Origin of the sequence: Achromobacter xylosoxidans (assembly GCF_014490035.1) — a bacterium.
Lineage (GTDB): Bacteria > Pseudomonadota > Gammaproteobacteria > Burkholderiales > Burkholderiaceae_B > Achromobacter > Achromobacter bronchisepticus_A.
The window spans coordinates 1025242-1041976 of record NZ_CP061008.1; the positions used below are offsets into that span (position 1 = coordinate 1025242).

At 66.9% G+C, this 16735-nt stretch carries 12 protein-coding genes; 4 read left to right on the plus strand and 8 right to left on the minus strand.

What is annotated here, in order from left to right; translation table 11 throughout:
• The first annotated feature begins 259 nt into the window (after window positions 1-259).
• Both IAG39_RS04680 and IAG39_RS04685 read left to right on the plus strand, forming a co-directional pair.
• Window positions 260-2773: an AsmA family protein gene (locus tag IAG39_RS04680; RefSeq protein WP_118931358.1), complete on the plus strand. Its 2514-nt coding sequence runs from the start codon at window positions 260-262 to the stop codon at window positions 2771-2773.
• Window positions 2770-3156 (plus strand): MOSC N-terminal beta barrel domain-containing protein, encoded by a 387-nt coding sequence (locus tag IAG39_RS04685; protein ID WP_118931357.1) that lies wholly within the window; start codon window positions 2770-2772, stop codon window positions 3154-3156. The genes IAG39_RS04680 and IAG39_RS04685 overlap by 4 nt, the downstream gene beginning before the upstream one ends.
• Window positions 3157-3178: 22 nt before the next feature.
• On the opposite strand, the gene IAG39_RS04690 is transcribed toward IAG39_RS04685, so the two are convergent.
• The 4 genes from IAG39_RS04690 to rsmD all read right to left on the minus strand — a co-directional run bounded on the left by IAG39_RS04690 (window position 3179) and on the right by rsmD (window position 5907).
• Window positions 3179-4402, minus strand: coding sequence for a benzoate/H(+) symporter BenE family transporter (locus IAG39_RS04690; protein ID WP_059371358.1), 1224 nt, complete (start codon window positions 4400-4402; stop codon window positions 3179-3181).
• Entirely contained in the window at window positions 4399-4650 is a 252-nt protein-coding gene (locus tag IAG39_RS04695; RefSeq protein WP_042795127.1) for a YfhL family 4Fe-4S dicluster ferredoxin, read from the minus strand. The genes IAG39_RS04690 and IAG39_RS04695 overlap by 4 nt, the downstream gene beginning before the upstream one ends.
• 128 nt (window positions 4651-4778) lie before the next feature.
• Window positions 4779-5282 carry a pantetheine-phosphate adenylyltransferase gene (gene coaD, locus IAG39_RS04700; protein WP_013396175.1) on the minus strand — a complete coding sequence of 168 codons (504 nt, stop codon included), beginning with the start codon at window positions 5280-5282 and terminating at the stop codon, window positions 4779-4781.
• A gap of 58 nt (window positions 5283-5340) precedes the next feature.
• On the minus strand, window positions 5341-5907 hold the full coding sequence (gene rsmD / locus IAG39_RS04705) for a 16S rRNA (guanine(966)-N(2))-methyltransferase RsmD (RefSeq protein ID WP_118931432.1): 567 nt from the start codon (window positions 5905-5907) through the stop codon (window positions 5341-5343).
• Window positions 5908-6334: 427 nt separating this feature from the next.
• On the opposite strand from rsmD, the gene ftsY reads away from it, so the two are divergent.
• Window positions 6335-7282 (plus strand): signal recognition particle-docking protein FtsY, encoded by a 948-nt coding sequence (ftsY, locus tag IAG39_RS04710; protein WP_410469170.1) that lies wholly within the window; start codon window positions 6335-6337, stop codon window positions 7280-7282.
• Window positions 7283-7360: 78 nt separating this feature from the next.
• On the opposite strand, the gene IAG39_RS04715 is transcribed toward ftsY, so the two are convergent.
• Window positions 7361-9019, minus strand: coding sequence for a CYTH and CHAD domain-containing protein (locus tag IAG39_RS04715; RefSeq protein ID WP_059371360.1), 1659 nt, complete (start codon window positions 9017-9019; stop codon window positions 7361-7363).
• A 342-nt stretch (window positions 9020-9361) separates the two neighbouring features.
• Between IAG39_RS04715 and IAG39_RS04720 the strand changes: the two genes are divergently transcribed.
• Entirely contained in the window at window positions 9362-14185 is a 4824-nt protein-coding gene (locus IAG39_RS04720; protein ID WP_118931356.1) for an autotransporter domain-containing protein, read from the plus strand.
• Between the two features lie 71 nt (window positions 14186-14256).
• Here the strand turns inward: IAG39_RS04720 and phnE (IAG39_RS04725) are convergent, their stop codons facing one another.
• The 3 genes from phnE (IAG39_RS04725) to phnC are packed head-to-tail and all read right to left on the minus strand — an operon-like array spanning window position 14257 to window position 16729.
• Entirely contained in the window at window positions 14257-15081 is an 825-nt protein-coding gene (gene phnE / locus IAG39_RS04725; RefSeq protein WP_059371361.1) for a phosphonate ABC transporter, permease protein PhnE, read from the minus strand.
• Entirely contained in the window at window positions 15078-15962 is an 885-nt protein-coding gene (gene phnE / locus IAG39_RS04730; RefSeq protein WP_118931355.1) for a phosphonate ABC transporter, permease protein PhnE, read from the minus strand. The genes phnE (IAG39_RS04725) and phnE (IAG39_RS04730) overlap by 4 nt, the downstream gene beginning before the upstream one ends.
• Window positions 15959-16729, minus strand: coding sequence for a phosphonate ABC transporter ATP-binding protein (phnC, locus tag IAG39_RS04735; RefSeq protein WP_054451933.1), 771 nt, complete (start codon window positions 16727-16729; stop codon window positions 15959-15961). The genes phnE (IAG39_RS04730) and phnC overlap by 4 nt, the downstream gene beginning before the upstream one ends.
• Window positions 16730-16735 lie beyond the last annotated feature (6 nt).

Here is a 16735-nt window from a genome sequence, read left to right on the forward strand (position 1 = left end):
CGGCCATCTGCGCGAAGCCGGCCCGATTTGTTACGATAGCGCTATCTGTACGCTGGCTCGGCTGGCGTCTTCATCAAGCCTTCCTTGGCAGATCCCATTTTTGGCGCCGCAGCCCCAGGCTCGGCAAGAGAGCGGGCACGCCCTGAAAGGCCGTGGCTACATGGGCCTGGCGGTTTTTCCGCAGCTAAAGCACCTTCCGCGCGCCTGGCGCCGCGGACGGCATTCAAGGATTTCCAGTCGAGGTACCGACGGGGCAGCAATGAAAACGTGGTTCAAGCGCATTTTGATAGGCCTGGTAGTGTTGGTTGTCGTGGCCGTCGTTGGCCTGGCCATCTTCTTGCTGACATTCGACCCCAACGCGTACAAGTACAAGCTGGAAGAGCTTGTCCAGCAACGCTACCAACGCACGCTGACGATCGACGGCGAGATCGAGCTGTCGCTCTTCCCGCGCATCGGGCTGTCGGTGCAGGGCGTGTCGCTGTCCGAGCCGAACAGCTCCGAGACATTCGCCTCCATCGATAGCACCAGGCTGGCGGTCGCCGTGTGGCCGCTGCTGTCCAACAGCTTTGTCGTCGACCATGTGGCCATCACCGGTTTCAAGGCCCGTGTGGTGCGGGACAAGCAGGGTCATTTCAATTTCAGCAATCTCGTGGGCGGCACAGCTCCGATCACGGCGGCGCCGGCCAATCCGGCTGAAGCCTTGGCGGGCGCGGCGCAGAGCGCGGTGCAGGCCATCGCCAACGGCAACCTGCCGCAGCCGCGCAACAACATGCAGATCGACATCGCCGGGCTTGACCTGAAGGACGGCCAGGTGCAGTTGCAGGACGAGATCTCGGGCATGGCGGTGGCGGTCACCAAGATCAACGCCAACACCGGCCGCGTCACCTTCAATCAGCCGTTCGATGTGCGCATGACCGCGCGCGTCGAAGGGGGCGATCCACGCGTGGACGCCAATCTGACCGGTCAGGCCCTGCTGACGCTGGACCCGTCCGCCAAGCGCTACGCCGCGCAGAAGCTGGACCTGCGCATGGACGGCAAGCTGCCGGGCGCCGAGGCCAAGAGCCTGGCCATGCGCGGCAACCTGGCCTTCAACGGCCAGAAGTCGGCACTGGATATTGCCGGTCTGGAAATCGTCTTCCAGGGCGACGTCACGGATCCCGCCGCGCGCGCGACCAATGTGGATGCCAGCGTGGCCATCCCCAAGTTGGCGATCGACCCGCACAAGAGCCAGCTGCAGATCGAAAAGCTTGCCATCCGCGCCAAGGGCGGCATGGCCGACGGTCCCTTCGAATTCGCCGTGGACGCGCCGGCGCTCAACATCTCTCCGGCTTCGGCCACGGGAGAGGCGCTGACCGGCCGTGTGCGCATCAGCGGCCTGGACGCGAGCTTCGGCCTGAACGGCATCAGCGGCAATGCCGGCGAACTGGAAATCAAGGAAGCCAAGCTGGACAGCACGTCCAAGAACGGCGAACGGATCGTCAAGCTGAACTTCGCTTCGCCGCTGTCCTTGAACCTGCTGCAGCGCAGCGGCGGCTTGTCCGGCCTGCGCGGCGACGTCAACATTACCGATCCGGGACTGCCCAAGGGTAGCCTGCAGATTCCCGTGATCGGCAGCGCGACCGTGGATCTGCTGAAGGATCAGGCCACCAGCAAAATCAACGCCGTGCTGGAAGGCGGCAAGTTCGATCTGAGCGCGGACATCACCAAGCTGAGCGATGCGCCGAAGGTGAATTTTGCGCTGGTGGTGGACACGCTCGATCTGGACAAGCTGGTGCCTCCCGCGGCGGCAACGCCTGCGCAGCCGGCGCCCAAGCAGCCTGCGGAAGCCAAGAAGGAAGATGGCAAGCCGGCTCAGCCGGCTCCTGCGCCCGCCAAGCCTGCCGACGATACGATCGACCTGTCGGCGCTGATCGGCCCCAGCGTCAACGGCACGATCAAGGTCGGCAAGCTGGTCGTGCGCGGCCTGAAGGCCGATGACGTCGGCGCCGCGGTCAAGCTGGACAAGGGCAAGCTGGATATCTCCAGCCTGACGGCGGGCCTGTACGGCGGCAAGCTGGCGGGCACGCTGTCGGTGGATGCCGCGCAGGGTAACCAGCTGGCCACCAAGATGTCGCTGGCCGGCATTGCCATCGAACCGTTCCTGATGGACCTGGCGCGCCAGAACGTGCTGAGCGGCACGGGCAGCCTGGCGCTGGATTTGAAGACGGCGGGCGCCAACGCCTATGCCATGAAGAGCGGTCTGGGCGGCACGATGCAATTGCGCCTGCGCGATGGCGCGGTCAAGGGCATCAACCTGACGCAGACGCTGCGCGAACTGAAGGCCGCCTTCAAGCCTGAGTCGCAGAACGAAACCGTCGCCTCCGACACCAGCAAGCAGACGGAATTCTCCGAGATGGACGCCGATTTGGCCTTCGCCAAGGGCGTGGCCGCGGTCAAGCGCCTGAACGTGGTGTCACCGCTGTTGCGCGTGACGCAGGGCGACCCGGCCACCATAGACTTCGTCAAGAGCGAACTGGACCTGGTGGCGCGCGCCCGCGTCGTCAATCCGGCTGCCGATCCGGAAGGCAAGGAGCTGATAGACCTGAAGGACGTCACCATCCCCGTGCACGTCAAGGGGCCGTTCGACAAGCCGACCTACACTGTGCTCTGGAAGGACGCCATAGGCGGCATACTCCAGCGCAGCCTGGAAAACAAGCTGCGCGAAGCGGTGACGGGCAAGGGCAAGGGCGGCGCGGCCGTCGACAAGGCTTTGAAGGGATTGCTGGGCAAATGAACGCCGAGAACTTCCAACCCGTGGCCGAGTGCGGCTTGACCGCGCAGGCCGAGGCCGCGGGCTATCACCGGCAATGGCTGGTCGCCAACGATTCCGGGCAGTGGCTGAACCGCGCCCTGTGTCCGCGGCTGGCCGAGGTCTCGGTCGAGTTGCGGTTGGGCTACCTGGTGCTGAAGGCGCCAGGCATGCTGCGCATGGACATTCCGCTGGACGTCATCGAAGACGACGACAGCGTGCGCTACAGCATGAAGGTGGGCGAGCAGGTAGTCGATGTGATCGACGAAGGGGAGCTGGCCGCGGCCTGGATTTCCAACTTCGTGCAGGTGCCTTGCCGCATCATGAAGGTACACCCCGACACGCCCGTGGCCGCTTGGCCGGCCTGAAGGGGCCGGGCGCAAGGGCCGCTCAGGCCTTTGCGCCAGAGCGTTTGAATTCGAACGCCGCGTGGGCCAGCAGGCCTGCCAGCAGGCCCCAGAAGGCCGATCCGATACCCCAGAAACTGAAGCCCGATGCCGTGGCCAGCAGCGTGATGAGTGCGGCTTCGCGGCGTTGCGGGTTGGCCATGGCTGCAGCCATGCCGCCCATGATGGTGCCCAGCAGCGCCAGCCCGGCCAGCGCGGCCAGCAAGGCGGCGGGCAAGGCCTGGAAGAACACGGCCACGGCGCCGGCCACGACGCTCAGCACGACATAGCCCAGGCCGTAGGTGGCGGCGGCGATGTAGCGCTTGGACGGGTCCGCATGCGCTTCGGGACCGGTGCAGATGGCCGCGCTGATGGCGCCCATCGTGACGCTGTGCGCGCCGAAGGGCGCAGCCAGCAGGCCCAGCAGGCCGGTGGCCGCCACCAGGCGCGAAGCGGGCGGCTGGTAGCCGGCCGCTTGCAGGATGGCCAGGCCGGGAAGGTTTTGCGAGGCCATCGCGACCACGAAAAGCGGAATGCCCAGGCTGACCGCGGCCTGCGCGCTGAAGGCGGGCGTGGTCCAGACAAATTCGGTGAGGCGCCAGTCCAGCAGGTCCAGCTGGATCAGGTTCAGGCCGAAGGCGATGGCGATGGCCACCAGCATGACCACCAGCACCGCATAGCGCGGCGCCCAGCGCCGGCACAGCAGATAGGCGGCGCACATCGCCAGCACCAGCGCCGGCTGCTGCTTGATGTTGCTGAAGACGCCCATGCCGAAATTGAGCAGCACGCCCGCCAGCATGGCCGCGGCGATTTCGCCGGGGATGCGGCGCAGGATGGGATCGATCCAGCCGAACAGGCCGCAGGCCAGCGTCAGCGCGGCGGCCAGGATGAAGGCGCCGATGGCTTCATTGAACGGAACCCCGGCCAGCGCGGTGACCAGCAGGGCCGCGCCGGGGGTGGACCAGGCCATGACGATGGGCAGGCCCGTGCGCAGGCTGTACAAGGCGCCGCCCAGGCCGAACGCCAGGCTGAGCGAGCCGATCCAGGAGCCGATGTGTGCGGAATCCAGGCCCGCGGTGTGGCCAGCCTGCACCATCAGCACGGCGGTGCCGCCGAAGCTGACCAGCACGGCGACCAGGCCGGCGGCGATGGCCGATGCGGACAGGTCGCGGCGGGCGTGGTGGGGGGAAGGAGGGAGGTTGATGCTGGACTGCGCGGCGTCGCTCATGCGGCACCGGTCAGCCGACGGTACTTGGCCATGAGCTGTTCCTGGCCTTCATTCCATTGCGGGTGCAGCTCGATGCACTCCACGGGGCACACGACCTTGCATTGAGGCTCGTCGTGATGGCCCACGCATTCGGTGCACCGGTCGGGGTCGATGACGTAATAGTCCTCGCCCATGGAGATTGCTTCGTTCGGGCACTGGGGCTCGCAAACGTCGCAATTGATGCATTCTTCGGTGATGGTCAGGGCCATGGCGGGCTGCGGTATGGGGCGGGTAGGGCTGAGCGCATTGTACCGCCGCCGTCCGCCCCGGGCTGCGCAGCGCAAGAAGGGCGCTTTGCGCGCCCTTCGAGGGTGGAGCAATACCTGCCCGGCGGGGCTCAGCCCGGCCAGGACTGTTCGCGGCGTTCCTTGGCTTTTTCCTGGAGCCAGCGCTCGACCGACGGAAACACGAACTTGCTCACGTCGCCGCCCAGCTGTGCGATTTCGCGCACGATGGTGCCGGAGATGAACTGGTACTGGTCCGAGGGCGTCATGAACAGCGTTTCGACGTCGGGCAGCAGGTGGCGGTTCATGCCGGCCATCTGGAATTCGTACTCGAAGTCGGACACGGCGCGCAGGCCGCGCACGATCACGCGTCCGCCCTGGTCGCGCACGAAGTCCTTGAGCAGGCCGCCGAAGCTTTGCACTTCCACGTTGGGATAGTGGCCCAGCACTTCGCGCGCGATTTCCACGCGCTCGTCGATGCTGAAGAAGGGCTTCTTGTTGCGGCTAATCGCGATCCCCACCACGACTTTGTCGAAAAGCGTGGCGGCACGGCGGACCAGGTCCTCGTGGCCTCTGGTCAGCGGGTCGAAAGTGCCGGGATATACAGCGGTGATCATAGGAGCTCCGTACCGTTATAAGTGGTGTACACCATCCTCCGAAGCTCGGATTATTGACCTATTTGCGCAATGCAGCAAATTCCAGCAGGTGGTAGTGGACCGCGCCTGCCTTGTCCTGTCGCAAGATCGTGAATCCTTCGGGGGCTTCGATGGGATTTTCCGCCTCTACGTAGACTAGCCCATGCTCGGTCAGAATGCCCGGCAGAATCGGCCACAGGCGCGGCAGCCAGCCCTGGCCGAAGGGCGGATCCAGCAGGATCAGGTCAAATCGGGACGCATCCATGCGTTCAGCGACCTGCATGGCGTCGCCTACATGGATGCGTATCATGTCGGCTTTGAGCTTGTCGCGCAGTGTCCGCAGCGCGGACGCAGCGGTCTTGTCCCGCTCGACCATCTGCACATGCGCCACGCCGCGCGAGGCCGCCTCGAAGCCCAGGGCGCCGCTGCCGGCGAACAGATCCAGCACCTGCTTGTCGGCGAAATCGCCGCCCCACAGGTGATTGAGCCAGTTGAACAGCGTCTCGCGCACCCGGTCGGGCGTGGGGCGCAGCGTCTCCACGTCGGGCACGACAATGGGGGTGCGTCTGTATTGGCCCCCGACGATACGAATATACTTGTTACCCATGTTTAGCCGCTTCTTCAAGAAAAAATCCCCTCCGCCCGCCGCGCCGGTCCAACCCGCGCCGCCGCCGGAGGCCGCAGACGCCGTAGCCGCGCCTGCCGAGCCCGCCGCCGTCCCGGTCACTCCCGCGCCGCCGGCGCCCGTGACCGCCGAACCGCGCCGCGAACCCAGTATCGAACAGGCCGCCGCCGCACCGGCTGCAACGCCGGTTGTTGCGCCAGTTGCTGCGCCGCACGAGGCTCCAGCAGTAACGCCCGCGCCGGTTGCACCCGCAGCGTTTACGCCGCCACCCGCTCAGGCAGCGTCACCGGCACCTGTTCCGGCGCCAGCGCCTGCGCCGGTAGCGGCTCCCGCGCCTGTCGCGGTTTCTGCGCCAGTGGCGGCAACGCCTGCCCCGGCCGCCGCGCCTGCGCCGGTTGCGGCTCCGGCCATGCCCGCCGTCGAGCCCGCCGCTGAAGCCCCCAAGAAGGCTTCCTGGCTGTCCCGCCTGAAGCAAGGCCTGTCGCGTACGGGCCAGAGCATCGGCGGCATCTTCATCGGCGTGAAGGTCGACGAGAACCTGTTCGAGGAACTCGAATCGGCGCTCATTATGGCCGATGCGGGCCTGGAGGCTACCGAAAAGCTCCTGACCGCGCTGCGCGCGCGAGTCAAGAAAGAACGCATCGAAGACCCTGCCAAGGTCAAGGCGGCGCTGCGCCAGTTGCTGGCCGACCACCTGCGTCCGCTGGAGCGCGCCTTCGATCTGAAGCGCACGCAACCCCTGGTCGTCATGATCGCCGGCGTCAACGGCGCCGGCAAGACCACTTCCATCGGCAAGCTGGCCCACACCTTCCAGCGCCAGGGGGCCAGTGTGCTGCTGGCCGCGGGCGACACCTTCCGCGCCGCCGCGCGCGAGCAGCTCATCGAATGGGGTAGCCGCAACAACGTGACGGTGATCTCGCAGGACGGCGGCGATCCGGCAGCTGTCGCTTTCGATGCCGTCAATGCCGGTCGCGCGCGCGGCATGGGCGTGGTGATGGTGGATACCGCAGGCCGCCTGCCCACGCAGCTGCACCTGATGGAAGAGCTGAAGAAGATCCGCCGCGTCATCGGCAAGGCGGATGCCGCCGCGCCGCACGAGGTGCTGCTGGTGGTGGACGGCAATACCGGCCAGAACGCCTTGGCGCAGATCCGCGCCTTCGATGCCGCCATCAATCTGACCGGCCTGGTCGTGACCAAGCTGGACGGCACCGCCAAGGGCGGCACGTTGGCCGCCGTGGCCGCGGGTAGCCAGGGCGTGCGCCCGATCCCGGTGTACTGGATCGGCGTGGGCGAAAGCCTGGAAGACCTGCAGCCCTTCGTGGCCGACGAATTTGCCGGGGCTTTGCTGGCGGATTGAGGCCCGGGGACCCGGCGCGCATGCGCCGGAAACAACAAAGGGACGGCGCATGCCGTCCCTTTTGCATTCAAGCCCGCATCACTTCCAGAACGGTTTGCTGGCGGCCAGGTCGTCGAACGCTTTCTGCGCGTCGTCCGCCAGTTCTTCCAGGCGCGCGCTGATCCAGCCCAGGGCGAACCAGGCTTGCGGGTGGGTGGCGGTACACGACTCGTAGTAGTCCTTGGCCACCGCCAGGTCGTTGATTTCGCCCAGCACGTCCTGCACGCGCGACAGAAGCTTGCGATAGCCGCGCAGCTTGCCGGCGGGCAGCAGCGATTCGGCGAACGCCAGGCTATAGCGCAGGCGCTTGCCGCGCTTGCGCAGTTCGTGGCGCGAGGGGATGTCCAGCGTCGCGAACTGTGTACCCTGGTCGGCCACCTTGCTATGCCAGCGGTGCAGGCGCCGCGCGAGCTGCTTGTGCAGGCGTTGCGGATCGGGCTCGGGCGCCAGCATCGGAATGATGGTGGGTCTGACGCTGGGGCCGGCCACGCCGCCCTCCAGCTTGATGGCGGGTTCGGGCGCGGCGTCGCTGGGCGTGCCGTTGGCGATGGCCTGGTTGTCCACGGCGGGCAGGGCTGGCGGCACATCCAGGCTCCATTCCAGCAGGTCCAGCATCCAGGCCTGGAAGGCCTTGCCGCCGGCGATGCTGCGCGCGTCCTGTTCCGGGGGCGCGGCTTCCATGGGGATCACAGGCATGCCCGCGCGCGTCAGCGCGGGCGCCACCGTTTCGTTCAGCACGTCCTGGTCGCGGTTGGCGCCGAAGGCGGCGAAGTGCGTGCGCACGCCTTGCAGCAGAGCGTCGGGAATCGGCGCGATCCAGCCGTCGAACAGCTTCCAGGCTGAACGCAGGCGGCGCACCCCCACGCGCAACTGATGCACGTGTTCGGAGTTGCCGGCGCGGTAGACGCCCTCGGTGTCGACCTCGGCCAGCACGGCGGCGTTGCGCGCGATCTGGTCCAGGCATTCCGCGGCGATGCGCGCCATGGCCTGGGGCGCGGTCATGTCTTCGCGCAGCTTGACCGAAGCGGCACCGCGCGGCGCCCAGAATTGCGCAATGGCTTGCGCGCGGCGGGCTTCGAGATCATCGCCGGGAATCGCGTCGGCATCGGCCAGGCGCTGCGCCAGCTGGGCCAGCGCGTCGCCGCGTTCGGACTTGCTGCGCGGATCCAGCACCAGGCTGTGGCGCCGCTGCCAGCCGCGAGCCGCCGCGAAGATGGCGGCGGGACGGCCCGACACCAATTCGAATTCCAGCTCGGAGATGGGCAGCTCCAACGCGCCGGCGCGCAGGATGCCGGTGTCGTAGGCCAGCTCCACCGTGCCGTAGCGCGTGCGGACCTTGCGCAGCAGCCGCTGCACGTCGGTTTCATAGCGCAGGCCCAGTTCGCCCTTGACGGCGGCCAGCGCGGCCTCGACCTCGGTGCCGGCATACACCGACAGGTCCAGCACCGGACCCGGCCGTGGGTGGTTGAGTTCGATGCGCGTGATGGCGTTGATGCCAGGCATCTTCAGCGTCTGCACCCAGTCGCGGCCTTCCTGGCGTAGCCGGATGGCGATGCGCGCACGCGCGAGCTCGCGTTCCGGCGTATCGAAATACATGGCGTGCAGGCGGATGCGGGTCGCCTCAAGCTGCTTGATCTCTCGCTGCACCGCCTGGCGCGAAGCCGCGGGCACGTGCAGTTTCAATTCCTGTTCCGACATGGCGGCGGGCGTCCAACGGCAAAAGCCGAGATCTTAATCAAACGGGGAGGGCGATTTGATGACCGGTCATATTTATTTCACATGGAGCATAGACGCGTTTGCGGCGCATCAACAACTGGGGCGAAGGGCGCGCGGATCCTGGGCCGGAGCAGCGGACTGGCGCATTGGCGGCCGCGTGTGCTTGAGCGGATGTGCACTCTGAAATTACCCAGTTTCAGTGATATGCATGGTTACGGATCGCTTTTCTAATTGTAATCGGCGGGTTACGCGGCCCGCGCCATCCGATTCCACACGCGTCCGCATGGCGTCAGCCCGAGCGGGCCACGATTACAGAAGAGCGCCATGAACCGTACGTATCGCATTGTCTTCAACCGTAGCGCGGGCTTGTGGCAAGTTGTAAGCGAGCACGTCCGTGGGCAAGGCAAGGGCGGCCGCCATGCAAGCAGATCCGCGCGCAGACGCCTGCCCTTCATGGCGATGCTGCTGGCGGCCCTGGGCGCGGCCGGCCAAGCGCAGGCGGGGCCGATGGTCACCTTTACCGGCGATACTACTTTCGCACCCTACTCAGGTCCAAATTTGGTGGCCTTCGCCCCGCTATATGTGGGCATATCCGGTGTAGGAACATTGACCGCCGCCGACGGCGGCCAGGTGACGATATCGCCGGGCTACACGGTGATTCTGGCCGACTCGGCCTCGGCTCAAGGCACGATCAACATCGGCGCGGCTCCTGGCGCTGCACCCGTGGGCGCGGGTTTCCTAGCGACGTCGCTACTCGAGTTCGGCGCGGGCACGGGTACGCTGAACTTCAACACCAACAGTTTTCACGACTTCGGCGCGGCGCTGGTCAGCAGGGATGCAGGCACGCATCAGCTCAATCACTATGCAGGCTCCACGCGGCTGGTCGGCGACAGTTCAGGCTTCGTCGGCAAGACCACCGTCACGGGTGGGAGCTTGCAGATTCTCAACATTCTGGGTACCACCGAAGGACGTATCGATGCCGGGCAAGCTCCCGGCGCCACGGCCCGGGTCAGCGTGTTCAGCCCCGGTTCGACCTGGGCGCTGACGGACAACCTTTTTGTCGGCGGCGCCGGACTCGGAGAGCTGAGCATCTCCAGTACCGGTACGGTCTCGAACCAGTTTGCAACGGTGGCTGCTCAGCAGAACGGAGCGGCGAAAGTGACGGTTTCCGATGTCGGGTCGCTCTGGAGCAATCGCGCAACGCTGCTGGTTGGCACCGAAGGCGGGATGGGCAGCGTTTCGATTCTGGCGGGTGGGTATGTGACCAGCGTCGATGGCGTCGTCGGGCGCGAGGAGGACGGCAGCGGCGTCTTCCTGGTGTCGGGACGCGGCTCGGCCTGGACCAATAGCGGCGAGCTCAGGGTGGGCGATGTGTACGGTCGGGGCATTCTGAGTATCGAGGCGGGGGGCTTCGTCTCGAACAAAGACAGCTATGTGGGCAGCGTGAATGGCAACGGCAGCGTCGTTGTCCGTGGCGCCGGCTCCATCTGGGACAACAGCGGCGCGATGATCCTGGGGTTCGGTACGGGATTGGGGGCGGGCACCCTGACGATCGCGCAAGGCGGCGCTGTCAACGTCGGCGCGAACGGTGGGGGGACCGTTTCGCTGGCGCAGGACCGGTTTTTTATCTTTCCCACCACCGGCACGATCAATATCGGCGCGGCGGCGGGGCAGCCGGCCGTAGGCGCCGGCACGCTCAACGCCAGCGCGATCCAGTTCGGCGCCGGTATTGCCACCGTGAACTTCAACCATACCGAGCCCGCGTACACGTTTTCGACGCGGCTGTTGAGCACAGGCGCCGGCACACATAGTCTGAACCAGATCGCCGGTACCACGTTGCTGACGGGCGCCAATAGCTCATTCCGGGGCAGGACCACGGTGTCGGGCGGCAAGCTGGTGGTGCTGGGCCAGTTGGGAGGTTCGGCCGCCGTCACGGGCGGGGTCTTGCAGTACGGAGACGGCGCCACGGGCGCGGCCAACACCCTGAGCGGCAACCTGAATGTCTCAGGCGCCGGCAGCACGCTGGCGGTGCATCGGGGCGCCACGCTGGCGGTCACGGGCGATGTGGAAATGGCCGATGGCACCGTGCTGGACTTGATGGCCGGCACAGGCAGCCCGTTGTTGCAGGCAAACAAGCTCACGCTGGGCGATGGCGTGGTGTTCAGGTTGAGCGGCATCGCCGACAAGAGCGGGCTCAACACCGTGTTGATCGAGGCGCCCACGGGCGGTATCGACGGTGATTTCGGCGCCGTCAGCGTGGGCGGCTTTACCGGAGAGGTCGACTATCTCACCGTCAACACGCGCAAGTCCGCGGACAACAAGCAGTACCTCGCCACCTACGGTCTGAGCTGGACCGCCAACAACAACCTGGCCCATGGCACTTTCACGCTGGCCGATGCGTCGAACCGGTTCACGCTGGGGGTGCCGCTTTCCGACCAGGCCGCCAATGCCGCCGCCGGTTGGGACGGCAAGAGCTTGACCAAGGCCGGCGCTGGCACGCTGGTGCTGCAAGGCGCCAACACTTACAGCGGCGGCACGGCCATCGTAGGCGGCACGTTGCAGGTCGATCGCGATGCCAACCTGGGCGCTGCCGCCGGGGGGCTGCGTTTCGGCGAGGGTACGCTGGCGACCACCGCCAGCTTCGACACCGCGCGCGCCGTCACGCTGGCGCAGAGCGGACGTTTCGACGTGGCGGCGGACACCACGCTGGGCTTGACCGGCGCGGTGTCGGGCGCGGGGGCCCTGGTCAAGAGCGGCGCGGGCACGATGGTCTTGAGCGGCAACAATAGCCACGGCGGGGGCACGACGATTGCCAGCGGCACGCTGCAGATCGACCGCGATGCCAACCTGGGGGCAACGGCCGGCGGCCTGGCCTTCGGCGACGGCACGCTCGCGGCCACGGCCACCTTCGACATCGCGCGCACGGTCGCCTTGGCGCAGTCGGGGCGATTCGACGTGGCCACGGGCGCCACGCTGGGCCTGACCGGCGCGGTCTCGGGCGCAGGCGCGCTGGCCAAAAGCGGCGGCGGTACGCTGGTTCTCAGCGGCAACAACAGCTATAGCGGCGGCACTACGATCGCCGCAGGCACCTTGCAGGTCGCAAGCGATGCGAACCTGGGAGCAGCGTCTGGCGGTGTGGCCTTCAGCGGCGGCACGTTGGCGGCATCGGCGTCCTTCGATACCGCGCGCGCCATGACGCTGACCCAGGCCGGACGCTTCGAGGTGGCTGGCGGCGCGACGTTGGGGCTGGTCGGCGCAGTCTCGGGCAATGCAGACCTGATCAAGACTGGCGCTGGCACGCTGCGGCTGGACAACGCGGGCAACGCCTATGGCAACACCCAGATCCAGGAGGGCGCGCTGATCGGCAATGCCGGGTCGATCCGGGGCAATGTCGATAACAACGGCACCCTGGTGTTCGACCAAGGCGCGAATGCAACGTTCGGCGGCGCCATCTCCGGCGGCGGCGCGCTGGTCAAGAACGGCGCCGGCACGCTGGGGCTGACCGGCGACAGCTCGGGCTTTACCGGCAGCACCACGGTGCTGGGCGGCCGGCTGGCCTTGAACGGCAAGCTGGGCGGCGCGCTCACCATCGGCCAGGGCGGCGTGCTCGGAGGCCGGGGGACCATAGGCTCGGGCGCCGGCTCGGTGGTGACGGTGGCGGCCGGCGGCACGCTGGCGCCGGGCAATTCCATCGGCACGCTGACTGTCGATGGCAATCTTGTCATCGAGAATGGCGCGCGCTACGCCGTGGAAACCAATCCGCAGGGCGCCGATGCCGATCTCATCCATGTCACCGGCAATGCCACGATCAATGGCGGCTCCGTCGCGCATATCGGCATCGGCGGCGGCTACGGGCTGCGTTCCGTCTACACGATATTGGCGGCTGATGGCACCTTGTCCGGCCGCTTCGACACGGTGACCTCCGACTATGCCTTCCTGACGCCGAAACTTGGCTATGACTACGGCGCCGGCCGCGTCTCGCTGGAATTGACGCGCAACGGCACCGCAATGGCTTCGGCCGCCAACACGCGCAACCAGAACGCCGCAGCGGGCGCCATCGACAGCATCGGCATGGCGGCGGGCAATGGGCTATACGATGCAATCGCCGTGCTGCCGGACGACAGAGACCTGCTGCGCTCCAGCTTCGACCAGCTATCCGGCGAAATCCATGCATCGGCCAAGACCGTGCTGCTGGAGGACAGCCGCTACGTGCGCGACGCCGCCAACGAGCGCCTGCGTTCGGCCGCAGGCGCGGTCGGCGCTTCGGCGGCGCCGGTGCTGGCGTCCGCCGGGGGCGGCGCCCGCCTGGCTCCGGCAACAGCAATGGGACCCGCCAGCTGGATACAGGGCCTGGGTTCCTGGCGCCAGACCGATGGCGACGGCAATGCCGCCCAGGTCAAGAGCTCGACGGGTGGCTTTCTGCTGGGCGCGGATGCGCCAGTGTCCGACGCTTGGCGGCTGGGCCTGATGGCGGGCTACACCCGCACGGATTTCGATGTGCGCGACCGCGCGTCTTCGGGCGACAGCGACAACTACCATCTCGGCGCCTATGGCGGCGGCCAATGGGGCGCGCTGGGCCTGCGCGGCGGGCTGGCCTATAGCTGGCACGACATCGCCACCCGGCGCTCGGTTTCCATGCCGGGTTACTCAGACCGCCTCAAGGCCAATTACGATGGCCGCACGGTCCAGGCTTTTGCCGACCTCAGCTATCGCATCGACACTAGCGTCGCCGCGTTCGAGCCGTTCGCCAACCTGGCTTACGTCAATCTCAAGACCGACGGCTACAACGAGAGCGGCGGCGCAGCGGCGCTGCGCGCAAGCAGCCAGACCACCGAGACCACCTACACGACGCTCGGCTCGCGGGTCATGTCCGGGTTCGAGCTGGGCGGCGCGCAAGCCACGGCCCGGGGATCGCTGGGCTGGCGCTACGCCTTCGGTGACTTGAAGCCCACAGCGACCCAGGCATTCTCCGCTGGCGATGCCTTTACCGTGGCCGGCGTGCCCATCGCCAAGAACAGCGCCGTGCTGGAGGCGGGGCTGGATGTGCAGGTGTCGCGCAAGGTGTCGTTCGATCTGTCATACCAAGGGCAGCTCGCAAGCGGGGCGCAGGACCACGGCGTCAGGGCCGGGGTGAGCGTGCGGTTCTGATTCGTCGGCGCAAAAAAAACCGCCCGTTGTCCGGGCGGAGCAAAGGAACGCTGTAGGGATCCGCGGACGCGTCAGAGAATGCGTTTGCGGACCTGGGTGATGATGATTTCGGCCACCACGACCACGGCGAAGATGGCGGCCAGCACCAGGGCTACGCGGTCCCATTGGAACAGGTTCAGCGCGGTGTCCAGCGCCATGCCGATGCCGCCGGCGCCCACCAGCCCGAGCACGGCCGATTCGCGCACATTGATGTCCCAGCGCAGCAGCACGATGGACCAGAAGGCGGGGCGGATCTGCGGCCAGTAGGCATACCAGATCACCGATGCCTTGCTGGCGCCGGTGGCGGTGACGGCCTCGATCGGGCCGCGCTGGGCTTCCTCGATGGCTTCGCCGACCAGCTTGCCGACGAAGCCGATGGAACGGAACGCAATGGCCAGCGTGCCGGCCAGCGCGCCCGGCCCGAAGATGGCGATGAACAGCAGCGCCCACACCAGCGAGTTGACCGAACGGCTGGACACCAGGATCAACCTGGCCAGCATGTTGACGGTTTTGCTGGGCGTGAGATTGTTGGCCGCGAGCAAGCCCACCGGCACCGCCATCACCACGGACAGGATGGTGCCCAGCGTGGCGATGTGCAGCGTTTCGATCAGCGCGCCGTGCACGCCTTCCGGGTAGTAGGCCCAGTCTATCGGCCACATGCGCTGGAACAGGTCGGCCATCTGTTCGGGCGCGTCGTACAGGAACTCCGGGATGATCTCGACGCCGCGGATCGCCTGCACGATGGCCGCGACCACCAGCAGGTAGAGCGCAAAGCGCAGCAGGCGCTGGCCCATGCTGTAGCGCTGCCAGACACGCGGCGAACCCGCCGGATTGAAGGTGGAAGCGTGGGCGTTCATTCGTCCACCTCCGCACGGCGCTTGACCGGCGTTGCGCTGCCCCCGAGGCCGCGCGCACCCGCGAAGCGGCCTTGCAGGATGCGGTCGAAACCCAGGTTGTCCAGGAACACGGCGCGCACGAAGCCCGCCAGGATTTCGCCCAGCATGATGATGGCGATCAGGGTCAGCAGGATGGCGCTGACGAAGTCATAGTCAAAACGCTGGAACGCCGAGAACAGCGTGCCGCCCACGCCACCCGCGCCCACGATCCCCACCATGGTGGAGTTGCGCAGGTTGGAGTCGAACTGGTAGGTGGCAAAGCCGATGAAGCGGGCGAACACCTGCGGCAGCACGCCGAAGATGATCACGTTGGCGAACGAGGCGCCGGTGGCGCGCACGGCTTCCACCTGCTTCAACGAAATCTCTTCGATGGCTTCGGTGAACAGCTTGCCGATGAAGCCGACCGAGGCCACCGTCAGCGCCAGAATGCCGGCCAGCGCGCCGAAGCCCACCGCCTTGACGAACAGGATGGCGACGATGACCGGGTGCAGCGCGCGGCACAGGGCCACGATGGCGCGGGCGGGCCAGGATACCCAGGTGGGCATCATGTTGCGCGCGCCCAGCAAGCCGATGGGCAGGGCGATGATGATGCCCAGGACCGAGGCCAGTACCGCGATCTCCAGGCTTTCCGCGATGCCCTTCCACAAGGTGGCGGGCTTTTCGAAGTTGGGCGGAAACATGCGCGCAAGAAAGGTGGACGCGTGGCCCATGCCGGTTTCAAAGCGCGCCCAGCTGAAGTCCAGCTGCGCGCCCGCGTACAGCGTATAGGCCAGCAGCAACAGCACGCCGGCCTTGGCGCGCCCGGACATGGCGAAGGGGCGGGCGCCCTTGGGTTGGATCATTCCAGCCAAGACTCGCCTCCGTAGATGGTCTTGAGCATGGCGGCGTCCAGCCCCTGGCCGTCGCCGTCATAGACCACGTGGCCGCCGGACATGCCGACGATGCGGGTGGCATAGCGGCGGGCGAGTTCGACGTCGTGGATGTTGACGATGACGGGAATGCCGGTGGCGCTGCCCTGCTCGGACAGCAGTTCCATGATCTCGACGGAGGTCTTGGGATCCAGCGAGGAGGTGGGCTCGTCGGCCAGCAGCAGCTGCGGGCGTTGCATCAGCGCGCGGGCAATGCCCACGCGCTGGCGCTGGCCGCCCGACAACGCATCGGCGCGCTGGTCGGCGAAACCCGCCAGGCCCACGGTGTCCAGCAGCTTGTAGGCATGCTGGATGTCCTCGGGCTCGAAGCGGCGCATCCATGCCTTGACGGCGGAGGTGTAGCCCAGCCGTCCAGTCAGGAGGTTTTCCATGACCGTCAGGCGTTCGACCAGGTTGTATTCCTGGAACACCATGCCGATGCGGCGGCGCGCGCGGCGCAGCGACGCGCCGCGCACGCGGGCCAAGTCCACGGACCCGTCCTTCGACTGCAGCACGATCTCGCCCTTGGTGGGTTCGATCAGCCGGTTGATGCAACGCAGGAGCGTGCTTTTACCGGTGCCCGAGGGGCCGATGATGGCGGTCAGCCCCTGTCCCGCGATTTGCAGGTCGATGCCGTTGAGTACCGGCCGGCCGGCCCGGTATTCCTTCACCAGGCCGGAAATGCGTAGCGACGTCGTCATACGGAA